10 protein-coding genes are annotated in these 10,592 nt (G+C 41.2%); 1 reads left to right on the top strand and 9 read right to left on the bottom strand.

Going from position 1 to position 10,592, the window contains the following annotated elements; translation table 11 throughout:
- The 5 genes from ACYQ3Q_RS24835 to ACYQ3Q_RS24815 form a co-directional block, all read right to left on the bottom strand.
- Positions 1-427: ATP-grasp domain-containing protein (locus tag ACYQ3Q_RS24835; RefSeq protein ID WP_459931126.1), on the bottom strand; the 427-nt coding region annotated here is incomplete at its 3' end.
- Positions 428-517: 90 nt separating this feature from the next.
- On the bottom strand, positions 518-673 hold the full coding sequence (locus tag ACYQ3Q_RS24830; RefSeq protein ID WP_459931125.1) for a hypothetical protein: 156 nt from the start codon (positions 671-673) through the stop codon (positions 518-520).
- A 73-nt stretch (positions 674-746) separates the two neighbouring features.
- Positions 747-2,444: an aldehyde ferredoxin oxidoreductase C-terminal domain-containing protein gene (locus ACYQ3Q_RS24825; protein WP_459931124.1), complete on the bottom strand. Its 1,698-nt coding sequence runs from the start codon at positions 2,442-2,444 to the stop codon at positions 747-749.
- A gap of 341 nt (positions 2,445-2,785) precedes the next feature.
- Entirely contained in the window at positions 2,786-4,024 is a 1,239-nt protein-coding gene (locus tag ACYQ3Q_RS24820) for a (Fe-S)-binding protein (protein WP_459931130.1), read from the bottom strand.
- A 9-nt stretch (positions 4,025-4,033) separates the two neighbouring features.
- Entirely contained in the window at positions 4,034-5,404 is a 1,371-nt protein-coding gene (locus tag ACYQ3Q_RS24815; RefSeq protein ID WP_459931123.1) for an FAD-binding oxidoreductase, read from the bottom strand.
- A 79-nt stretch (positions 5,405-5,483) separates the two neighbouring features.
- On the opposite strand from ACYQ3Q_RS24815, the gene ACYQ3Q_RS24810 reads away from it, so the two are divergent.
- Complete coding sequence (locus ACYQ3Q_RS24810; protein ID WP_459931122.1) at positions 5,484-5,630, top strand: hypothetical protein; 147 nt, start codon at positions 5,484-5,486, stop codon at positions 5,628-5,630.
- Positions 5,631-5,721: 91 nt separating this feature from the next.
- On the opposite strand, the gene ACYQ3Q_RS24805 is transcribed toward ACYQ3Q_RS24810, so the two are convergent.
- From ACYQ3Q_RS24805 to ACYQ3Q_RS24790, 4 genes are all read right to left on the bottom strand, one after another.
- On the bottom strand, positions 5,722-7,032 hold the full coding sequence (locus ACYQ3Q_RS24805; RefSeq protein ID WP_459931121.1) for a nickel-dependent lactate racemase family protein: 1,311 nt from the start codon (positions 7,030-7,032) through the stop codon (positions 5,722-5,724).
- A gap of 421 nt (positions 7,033-7,453) precedes the next feature.
- Positions 7,454-8,446 (bottom strand): tripartite tricarboxylate transporter substrate binding protein, encoded by a 993-nt coding sequence (locus ACYQ3Q_RS24800; RefSeq protein ID WP_459931120.1) that lies wholly within the window; start codon positions 8,444-8,446, stop codon positions 7,454-7,456.
- Between the two features lie 173 nt (positions 8,447-8,619).
- Entirely contained in the window at positions 8,620-10,122 is a 1,503-nt protein-coding gene (locus tag ACYQ3Q_RS24795) for a tripartite tricarboxylate transporter permease (protein ID WP_459931119.1), read from the bottom strand.
- Between the two features lie 12 nt (positions 10,123-10,134).
- Positions 10,135-10,590, bottom strand: coding sequence for a tripartite tricarboxylate transporter TctB family protein (locus tag ACYQ3Q_RS24790; RefSeq protein ID WP_459931118.1), 456 nt, complete (start codon positions 10,588-10,590; stop codon positions 10,135-10,137).
- Positions 10,591-10,592: the final 2 nt, after the last annotated feature.

The following is a 10,592-nucleotide window of genomic DNA, read 5'->3' as shown; positions in this document are numbered from 1 at the left end:
ACCCGACGTTAATATCGATGAGCCGTTTAACCAGTAACTCCTCAGCTACTTGTTCAATCTCTACGCCCCCAGCCGCAGAGGCAATCAATAACGGCTTGCGGCGTGCCCCATCATAAGTGATCGCCAAATATAGTTCCTTTTCAATGGTTAGTTTTTGCTCAACGAGGATTAAATCAACGTTAAGTCCCTTAATGTCAGTCGCCAAGAGTTCCCGTGCCTTTTCAGTAGCCTCTTGAGGGTCCGACGCAAACTTGATTCCACCGGCCTTACCCCGCCCCCCAGAGAGAACTTGGGATTTAATGGCGACAGGACCTATTTGTTCGACGAAATCCGCTACTCCCTCGGCACTGGTAAACACTCGTCCCTTGGGAACTGGGATCCCGTTATTCCTGAAAATTTCTTTGGCCATGTACTCGTACAGTTTCACATTATTGGCTCCTTTCAGCAGACATGATTGTTAACAAATCTAATTTTCTACCCTTATGCGTCGTCACAACATCACAAATCACGCTTAATTTTAAAGGACAAATTCTCTAATTACTACGACTTCTTTAAACGCCTTTGGGCTGCCAGCGGAAACAATCTCAAACCCAAAAAGATGACGAAGCGTAAGCGGAAACCCAAGAGATTGTGACACTTGTTTGCTGTATTCATTTTCAAGAAATGACATCATGTTGCGCATCTCCTTTTGGGTTAAATCTTTTAAAAATGCCTAAAATGACTTGAGTGAACTTTTTACGAGATAACTAATCAAATTTATGAATATTGTCTAGATCGGAGTCACTGACATCGAAAGTTGTTAAAATCGCGGGATTGGGAACTTCCTGGAAATATTCTGGAAGCCGGTCATCATGCTTAGTGAAACCAGCCCTTTTGTTAAATTCCAATTCACACTTAACTGTTTCTCTAGCTTTAGCTAAAAGATCCTCGAGGGTAAAATTGGTGCCTAATTGGGAATTAACTAATTCTGAGAGAATTTCTAAGTTTGAACCTAAAGCACCCGCTGTAAACATGCATAAGCCTAGATCATCATATATCGGAACAGTGTACTGCATTTTTTTTGATAGCTCAGCCTGGCCATTCGGGGAACTGTGATCAACTTTTGCCCGAATTGTGGCACCAGCCGTATGATCCGCTCCCATTGGCGACGTAGCATAGGTAGCCCCAACCCCTTTGATCCCTCTTGGTTCATAACCGGGCATGGCCTGGCCTTTCACCACAGGTACTGCGGTTACCCCCAGTACCTTTCCTGCAATTTGTGCTCCCATTCCGATAACCCTACCAACAACAGACGCATTTCTTATTTCTTGAATAAGTTTAATAACACCATCCCGGTCGCCAAAAGGAACCAGCCCAGCATCCATTGCGACTCCTATGGCTGCACCGGTTTCAATTGTGTCTAAACCATAATCATTACATAAATAATTTAACCTTGCGATAACATCCAGGTCGTCAATATCCAAATTAGCACCCATTAATGCAATAGTTTCATACTCTAAGGGCGCTACGATCGGTTGGCAGTCTTCGTCAACGTAGATGTTAGAACACCCGATTAAACATCCAGGCATACATGCATGGGTGTTTTTGCCTTTGCGAGCAGCGATTATATCGTGCATTCTTTCCCCACTGATATTATCAACCTTTTCAAATCTCCCGGTAGAAAAGTTTCGGGTAGGCAAACCGCCAAGAGCATTTGTAACTTGCACGAGAGCAGCTGTTCCATACTGCTTATAATTTTCTACGACCGAAGATTCCTTTGTTACCCGGGCATAATTCATCATTACAGTTCGAAACTGATCCGGCTTCGCCGGTTCCAAAGGAGTTGTACCCGTATCATCAATAACCAGGGCTTTTATTCCCTTGGCACCCATCACGGCACCGAGACCGCCGCGGCCACAATAGCGGCTAGGTACTCCATCCTGATCGGTATTGGCAATACCCGCAGCAGCCAGTTTGTTTTCCCCAGCCGGCCCAATGCACGAAATTGCCACATGCTGCCCGAAGCGTTTCCGAAGCAGGGTAGTAGTTTCATACACTCCCAAACCCCAATACTCATTAGCCGGTAGGAGCTCCACACCATTAATCGTGACCTTGACAATATATTTCCTACCGTCTTGTGGTAAATCTTCAAAAATCAGCGCTTTGTAACGCAAACGGCCTAGCTTGATACCAACTACACCGCCACCATTACTTTCCTTAATCCCACCCGTCAGCGGACTTTTACCGCCAATTGAGATCCGACCGGAACTGAATACTTTACTACCACCCATCAGGCCCGGAGCATAAATTAACTTATTATATCTGCCCAGCGGCTCGCAGGAAGGTTTAACTTCATTTAATAAGAACCTGGCAATGAAACCTCGCCCCCCCAGGCTTTCGTATTGTCCATTTTCTTGTGATGTTTGGCTAAGGTTAGCCATGTTAATGCGTAAAATTTTGCTCATTATTTCACCCCCACTAATGATACGGAAATTTGTTTTCCAAAATCGCCATTCGCTCCCGATACCAAAGCAACCTTTCCCATGTTCCCCTTCAGCATAGTCATTTCTGCTCAATACCTGCTGATTTCTACTGACCTGCCTGCCTAACAAAGTTTAAATTTTGTAATCTACCATAATAGCGGTCACCCCTTTTATATAGTTTAGCTGACCGCTACTACTTGGTCTACGCTAGAAGCTGTCCCGACTGAAGTCGGGGGTATTAAACCAAGCGCATTGAAAATAAAACAACATCAGGAACTCTTTTTAGAATCATGATGCTATATTTCTTCATGTTTCCCTCCTGTTTATTTCAAACACTCCGCAGCAAGTTCCACTATGTGCTTAACGGCCACATCGCTTTTTCCGTTTTTTAAGGCATGAGACAACTGCATCATGCAGGAAGGGCAGGCAGAAACCACCACCTCTGCTCCACTTTCTAGAATAGATTCTACCTTTCGGTTGGCTACTTTCTGGGACAGGCGATAATGACTCAGATTAAAAGAACCCGCCGAGCCACAACATCGATCTGCCAAACCCATCTCCACATACTCGTAGGCCGGACTAAGACGCCTTAAAAGTTCCCGGGGCGCCGTCCTTCCATTCTTCGTCCTCTTCAAATGGCAGGGATCATGGTAGGTCACCTTTACCCCCATCTCCCTGGGTGCCAGTTTGATGTCCAAAACCTCCACCAGAAAACGATTCACGTCCATCAGTTTATCTGTAAGCTTCCCTGCTTCCTCACTTTCCAGGAGCTCCGGATAATCCAGCCAGGTAGAAAGGCAGGTGGCACAATCAAAGATAATATAGTCCACATCTTCCCGGGTGAACTCTTTAATATTCTGCATTCCAAGAATCCTTCCGGTAGCAAAATCCCCGCTGGCAAAAGCCGGCACCCCGCAGCAAGACTGCTCCGGAATGATCGTTTCTACCCCGTTGGCCTTCATGATTTTCAGAATACTGTATCCCACGTTATGATTAATCAAATTGGTAACGCATCCTGTAAAATACGCCACCTTCAAGCGGGGCTTCCCCACCGTATTTCTAAATGGAACCTTTTTGCGGAAGGGCCCACTAGCAAACTGCGGCAACAAAGTCTCGATTTTAGCCAAATCCTTGGGCATCAGATTCAGCAGCCTGCTGGCCCGCACTATCTTTTGCATCCCTGTTTTTTGGTATATGGACAAACACTTCCCTAAAGCATTCAACCGTCCGTTGTATCTTAACAGGTGCTGAAATACATTTTTCTTAATAATATGCAATCTCCCATCAGCAACCAGCTCTTTCCTTGCTAGCATCACCATCTTGTCTGCTTGTACCCCATTTGGGCAGTTTTCTGTACAGGCTCCACATAATAAGCATGTGGAGAAGATATCGGCCAGTTTGTCATTCCAGATTATTTTGCCGGAACGTAAGTTTTCCAAAAGTTCAACTTTCCCTCTTGCAACATAAGGTTCCCTGCCGGTTTCAAAAAAAAGTGGGCAATGAGCCTGGCAACCACCGCACCTACTGCATTTATCCAAGTCTTTCAAGTAGTTTTTCTCCATAGTTTTCACCTAAAAAACCTTCCCCGGATTCAGAATATTATTGGGATCTACGGATTGTTTGATCGCTCTTAAGTAGTCTATTCCAGTATCCCCGAGCTCCCACTGCAAGTAGGATTTCTTCATGATTCCAATCCCATGTTCTCCGGACAAGGTTCCCCCTAATTCTAATGCTGCCCGAAATATTTCCGCCACAGCTTTTTCAACTCGTTCCATTTCTTCTTTGTTGTTCTTGTCAGTCAAAATATTGGGGTGAAGATTACCATCTCCCGCATGTCCAAATACGGGTATATGCAGCTTATATTTGTCAGCAATTTCCCGCAACCGTTTTACCATTTCTGGAATTCTACTTCTAGGAACAGTAGCATCTTCAGAAATTTTGGTGGGACCCAATTGCACAATGGCTGAGGATACGGCTCTTCTTGCTTTCCAAAGTTTTTCCCTTTCTTCCGCTAAGTAGGCTATCTGGATTGTCCGACAGTGATAGTTCCTGCATATTTTCTCAATGTCCTTAATATCTTCTTCCACTTGGCTCTTCCCACCATCTACTTCAATCAATAAGATTGCTTCGGCATCAATGGGCAGGCCCAAATGATTGTAATTTTCCACACAGTTTATGGTAATTCGGTCCATTAACTCCAGGGTAGCAGGAATTACCCCGTTATAAATGATTGCTGAAACGGTAGATGCAGCATCGCTTAGATTATCAAATATGACCAGTGCTGTTCTTTTTTCTTTCGACTTGGGCAGCAGGCGTACCGTAATCTCGGTCACGATACCCAAGGTCCCTTCGCTTCCCGTGAGCAACCGTGTTAAATCATATCCGGTTACGTTTTTTACCGTCCGACCACCAGTATGCATAATTTCCCCTCGGGGTGTTACCACTTCCAAACCCAACACATAGTCTTTGGTGACCCCATACTTAAAAGCTCTAGGACCCCCTGCATTTTCGGCGACATTTCCTCCCATCGTACATGTTGCCAGGCTCGCTGGGTCCGGTGGATAAAACATACCCAACTTTTCCACCTCCTGGTGAAAATGGCCTGTGACAACACCTGGTTCTACCACGGCTAACATATCTTCCGGATTGATCTCTTTGATCTTATTCATGCGGGTTAAAACTAAAGCTACCCCTGAACTGATGGGAATGGATCCTCCGCTAAGTCCTGTACCAGCTCCCCGAGGAAATACGGGAAATTTTTCTTCATTAGCTAGCTTTACAATCTCCAATACTTCTTTGGTATTAGCAGGAAATACTACCAGTTCAGGAACCCCTCTTTGAAATGTACCGTCATATGAATAGCATATTCTTTCCTCTAAACTAGTTAAGACGTTGTCATTACCCGCAATATCTTTTATCTTTTGCACAATGCTTGGTTCCAACCCATCATCCCCTTAAAACCAATTATTTCAATATGGTGCTTTCAATCGAATTAATTCGAGCCTAGTAGGTGGGACTTCCATGAACAAGACGATCATGGTCTACGCTGGCAGAAATTCCACATCTGAAGAGATAGAGCAATCCAATGGACAAGAAAAGGGTCGGGGCAGAATGGACCGCGAAAAAGAGTATGCCCTATCTCGTAAATTCCAGCTTGTGATATTCTAAAATTGAAGAATACGGAATTTTATTTTATCACCAATGGAGAAACAACCGCCTCATATATCAATAAAGTATTTACTATTGGCAACACCTAATCTCATATTGCCTCATTTACTTTTTTCTTTTTTACCGTCATAACTTGAACACTATGGGGTAAAACCATAATTTTTGCATCATCCCCAAAACGTTGCAGTCCATATCTTATGGCATCTTCTAAACTCGCCATGTTTTTCATAAACATATTTTCAACCGCTTCCGTTTCCTTTGTGTTCGTAATCACTAATTCCGCATATTTTAAAGTTAGCGCCAACAAATACGCTCGTTGACCACCAGCCGGATACCCAATTTCCCTAATATCATTTATTAAAGAATCTAAATCCTGAGCATTCTTCATAAGTTCATAAAACCTTTGTTCTCCAATTCCTTCCCCCGGTCCCTCTTCTGCTGGTATAGGAGTTATTATGATTCCCCCCTTTTTTACTACAGGGTATTGACTAAAAGCAATACAACTAGCACCCCTTGTACCTTGGTATAAATTAGTGCTCTTAGGATAACCAACTCCAGCAATCACAATATCGGCTTGTTCTTCAATCTCAACTTGGTATATCTCCCGAGCAATCTTGGCACCCTGCTGAAATGCTTCCTCAAAATCGCCAGCCACAACTCCGGCTATTTCACCCTCATGATTTAAAACTAGGTTTAATATAAAGTCTAGACCTGCGATTTTTGCAATTTCCATTGCATTTTGATGAAATATATTACCTTCTAAATTTCCAAGTTGTGTCTTAGGGTGATCAAAAACTTCGGGACGATGTTGAAACTTTATAGTTTCTTCTCCGGCCACACCAATTGCTATACTTTTTCGTCCTCCACTAAAACCTGCAAAAAAATGTGGTTCAATTATTCCGGTACTGATTACTAAATCACCTTCAGCGACAAGTGTATTAACCCATACAGGACAGCCAAAACTAGTTTTACCTATATAAGTTAATCCTGATTTCTCATTCCCAACATGATTGACTATTTTAAAATTGGACACAATCTCTTTTCCCAACTTTTCATTTAATTCAGCTTCCGTATTAGGACGATGAAGTCCCGTTGCAATTAAAATAGTTATATCCTCTAACTTTACACCTGATTTTTGCAGTTCATTCAACATTGGGGGTAACAATAAATGGTCTGCTGTAGGCCTAGTTATGTCATTAACAACGATAACCACTCGTTTTTTCCCTTTGGCAATTTCAGCTAATGGTTTAGAATTGATGGGATGTTTAATTGCTCTAGCGACTTCCTCCAGAGGATTTCGTATAGCTTCAATATAGTTTGGTTCTAGAACACCTATGAGATTTTTGGGTGGAATATCAATTTGTATTTCTTTTTTACCGAATGGTATACTTATTAAACTCATTCACAAAACCCCCTATTGATTCAATAATTTCTCAGCAACAGACAAACCATAATAAACTGCCTTATCTATCACCATCCATAAATACCACACATCAGAACGAGTAGCCCCTCCTGCTAAAACAATAACCGACAGTATTTTTCAGCCAAATTGAATGCTCTTACAGTTAATTCAAATATTTCCTGTCCCGAATATGGAGCTATAGCAATAATTCAGCGATTTCTGTAGAAGACGTAATAATATACCCTGCAAAAAACTTACAACCTGCCGCTAAGGCTCCCTTTGAGATGCTATATTTTCCTGGATAAATTCCACCTTTCCCTTCAGAGAACAATCACTGAAATTTTACCGGTATTGCTACTAAATTTTTTAACCCCCTTAAATTTCTTGAAAAAGCCCAAGGGGAAATCCCCTGGGCTTTTACTTATTTTTGTAGGAATTTTTGAAAGACCTTCTCCTGGTTATCATAATATTTAATCATGGATTCTCCGTCTTCAGACATCCACCCAGCACCATTTGTTTTCAGATAATCCTTATACTTTTGCAAGCTACCTGCTTTGGCGAATGCGTCATATAGGATCTTAACCCTATCCTTTGGAGTTCCTTTTGGGGCAACAATGGCTCTGGTTGTAGTAATTGAGACATCATATCCAAGTTCCTTTAGAGTAGGAACATCCGGATAAGAATCCAATCTTTTATCCGCCATTACAGCCAGTAGTTTCAGTCTCCCCCCTTCTAACTGTGCAGCCATTTCAAGGGGACTGGCAGTTACAGCATCTATTGTACCTCCTGCAGCTTGAACAACTGGCACCGCACCACCACCTCCGGCAGGAATAAGATTCCATTTAACTCCTAATGCCGGCATTGCAGCACGACTTCCAATATTCCAAATTCCTCCAAAAGCGGATGTTCCCATAGATACATTACCCGGATTTTCTTTCGAATATTTAACGAAGTCAGCCAAAGAATTCCAGCCACGTTGAGCATTTACACCTATAGCAGCTGGTTCATAATTGAAGCCATAAACAACGTCAAAGTCATGATGATTGATTTTTATAATATCTAACATCTTATCTGTAACGATAGTTGAAGTTGTGCTGGCAATGGTATATCCATCAGCTGCTCTCTTGGTAAGTTCAGTATAGCCTGTAGCACCAGAACCACCCGGCATATTAACTACAACAATAGAAACACCAAGTTCCTTTTCAACAAGGGATGCTAAATATCTGGAAATCAGATCTGAACCACCACCTGCATCATATGGAACAATTAGTGTTATTGGTTTATCAGGGAATTTTTCTCCAGAAATGCTAGGAGATTTCACTTCGCCAGATGTTTTTTGTGCACAACCTGTAACAATCATGGCAAATACTAAAGTAATAATTAACAAAAAATTCTTTTTTCTCCTTGTGATCATTAAAGTTTTAGCCCCTTTCTTTATTCTTTGATTTTATAAAGGATTTATGGATATTCCTAAAGTTCACCTCCTTAAATTTATTAGGTTTGTTTATGGAAAATATTAAAATATTTTCTGATATTATATTATCTATTTCCACGAGCCTTGCATGAAGCTTAATGATTCATTTTAAACTATTCTTCATCTGGAGACTGTTCAAGTCGATTTCCGGAACCCAAAGCACGACTGATTAATGGATATCCCGCCATAATAACACTAAGTATCAAAAGTATAAGACTGATGGGTTCCTGTAAAAATACAAGCCAACTTCCCTTTGAAATTAATAACGCGCTCCTCAAGTTCGTTTCTGCAAGCGGACCCAAAACTATTCCAAGCACCATAGGCATTACCGGTATTTTAAATTCGGAAAATAAATATCCAAGAACCCCAAACACAAGCATCACTGCAATATCAAAGGAATTATTTCTGATTGCATAAGCACCTATAATAGCTAAAACTGTTATAATTGGTAACAATACTGGCATTGGTATATTTAATATTTTGGCAAAATATCTAGCGCCAGCCAGGCCAAATAACAGCATCAAAATATTTGCTATAAACAAGCCTATATAGATTCCATATACTAGGGCACCCTGATTTTGAAACAACAGCGGTCCTGGCCGCAGATTGTGTACCATAAACGCTCCCATCATAACAGCTGTCACACCATCTCCGGGGATACCTAAGACTAACATCGGTATTAATGCACCGCCAGTAACTGCATTATTAGCAGACTCAGAAGCTACTATCCCATCAGGGATTCCCGTACCGTATTTTTCCGGATGCTTGGAAGCTTTGCGTGAAATATCATATGAGATATATGAGGCTATAGGACCTCCAGCACCTGGTAAAGCCCCTATAAATGAACCAATAAAACTTCCTCGAAAAATAATGAATAGTAGTTTTTTAAGTTCACTAAAGCTTGGAATTACTTTACCCAAGTTTTGCTGAACCTGATATTTATACTTTCCTGTACCAATCTGCATTAAAAATTCTCTTATTCCGAAGAGACCAACCATTGTCGGAATAAAAGCAAAACCCGAAAGCAAATCTGTAAATCCTAAAGTAAAGCGCGGTGTACTCGTTACGTAATCCATTCCTACTGTTGCTACAATCAATCCTAAAACCCCGGAAATTAAACCTTTTACAATGGACTTTCCAGATACACTGGCAATTATACTTATGCCAAATACAGATATTGCAAAATACTCAGCAGGGCCGAATTCCAAGGCAATTTTAGCCAGAGGTGGAGCAGCAACAACTAGTATCACTGCACTAATAATTCCGCCTATAAAGGAAGCAATTGTGGCATAACCTATTGCCTTACCAGCATCTCCTCTTTGTCCCATTGGATATCCGTCAAGTGCTGTCATCATGGCTGCAGGTGTGCCGGGAATATTAACTAAAACTGCAGCAATAGAACCACCGAACATACCTCCACAGTAAATACCAATTAACATATTGATTCCAACAGATGGCTCCAAAGCAAATGTCAGCGGAATTAGTAAGGCTACACCCATAGTTGCTGTTAATCCTGGGATTGCGCCAAAAATAATCCCCATTATTACGCCCGAAGCTAATAGCAATAATGCAAATGGATCTAATACGCTATGAAACGCACTCAAAAACAAATCCAACTGTATCACCTCCTAATTTAGTGGGATATGAAATCCCTTTGAAAAGACGAAATAAATACTCAAGGTAATTATTACTGCAATAGGAACTAACTTGATAAGTTTTCCGGCTTTAAGCATTGACATAGCTGCTGTCAAGTAAAGAATTGTTGTTATTATAAAACCTAAATATTTGAAGAGAATGATATAAACTATAAGGAATAAGATTAAAATAGCTACAGTTTTGTGATCTTTTTTTTCATATTGTTCTTCATTTTCTTTTTTATTTCTAGAAATTCTAATCAGACTATCAACAACAACATACAAACTTAAAATAGCTAGAATTAATGCCAAAAAAGATGGGAAATAACTCGGTGCTAAACCGCCTTCACTTTGCTGAGGTAACGCTTGGGCATTAACATAATACCAGATACTAAAAAGGAACAGTATTATCCCACTCACTAAATTTCTGTTATGTAGCCATTTATTCAACA

Source organism: Desulfosporosinus burensis (assembly GCF_054657535.1).
This window is presented reverse-complemented; position numbering and strand designations above follow the sequence as displayed.

Coding starts and splice junctions, on each gene's coding strand:
- ACYQ3Q_RS24830 (WP_459931125.1), bottom strand. CDS start 673: ATGATGTCATTTCTTGAAAATGAATACAGCAAACAAGTGTCACAATCT.
- ACYQ3Q_RS24825 (WP_459931124.1), bottom strand. CDS start 2,444: ATGAGCAAAATTTTACGCATTAACATGGCTAACCTTAGCCAAACATCA.
- ACYQ3Q_RS24820 (WP_459931130.1), bottom strand. CDS start 4,024: ATGGAGAAAAACTACTTGAAAGACTTGGATAAATGCAGTAGGTGCGGT.
- ACYQ3Q_RS24810 (WP_459931122.1), top strand. CDS start 5,484: ATGAACAAGACGATCATGGTCTACGCTGGCAGAAATTCCACATCTGAA.
- ACYQ3Q_RS24805 (WP_459931121.1), bottom strand. CDS start 7,032: ATGAGTTTAATAAGTATACCATTCGGTAAAAAAGAAATACAAATTGAT.
- ACYQ3Q_RS24800 (WP_459931120.1), bottom strand. CDS start 8,446: ATGATCACAAGGAGAAAAAAGAATTTTTTGTTAATTATTACTTTAGTA.